Origin of the sequence: Paenibacillus enshidis, from assembly GCF_042136365.1 — a bacterium.
GTDB classification, from domain to species: Bacteria; Bacillota; Bacilli; order Paenibacillales; family Paenibacillaceae; genus Paenibacillus; species Paenibacillus enshidis.
In genome coordinates this window covers 1-373 of sequence record NZ_JBHHMI010000091.1, presented here as the reverse complement: position 1 = coordinate 373, position 373 = coordinate 1, and the positions used below count along the sequence as shown (strand labels likewise).

The following is a 373-nucleotide window of genomic DNA, read 5'->3' as shown; positions in this document are numbered from 1 at the left end:
ACCGCACCACCAAGTAAATCTAGTGGCCCCTTACCATGTTCATATGGATCATAAAGATAAATATTTTGCCACGTGCCTCCGTCAACCCTTGCGTAAATTTCCATTGCAGGGAACTCATCGTGTCTGCCTTGAACTGTGATATCCCCTTTTTTAGTAATGTCAATATTAAAATCATAATCAATATAAGCAGCAACTGGTTTTACCTGAGGGTCTTTAATTCGAGAATAGAAGTTAAACATCATGTAGTCTGAGTCTCTTCCTTTTGTAAGAGATGCTACAAGAGTGCATTTTATATCATTAACTTGACTGTTGCAAAAAACTTGTCGTGTAAGTTTTTGACGAATGTTATATAAAACTGTAAACCGAATAGAAG

General features: G+C 36.5%; 1 protein-coding gene. It reads right to left on the bottom strand.

Translation table 11 applies throughout. From position 1 onward, the window contains the following. Window positions 1–242: DUF3238 domain-containing protein (locus tag ACE41H_RS25220; protein WP_375358319.1), on the bottom strand; the 242-nt coding region annotated here is incomplete at its 3' end. Window positions 243–373: the final 131 nt, after the last annotated feature.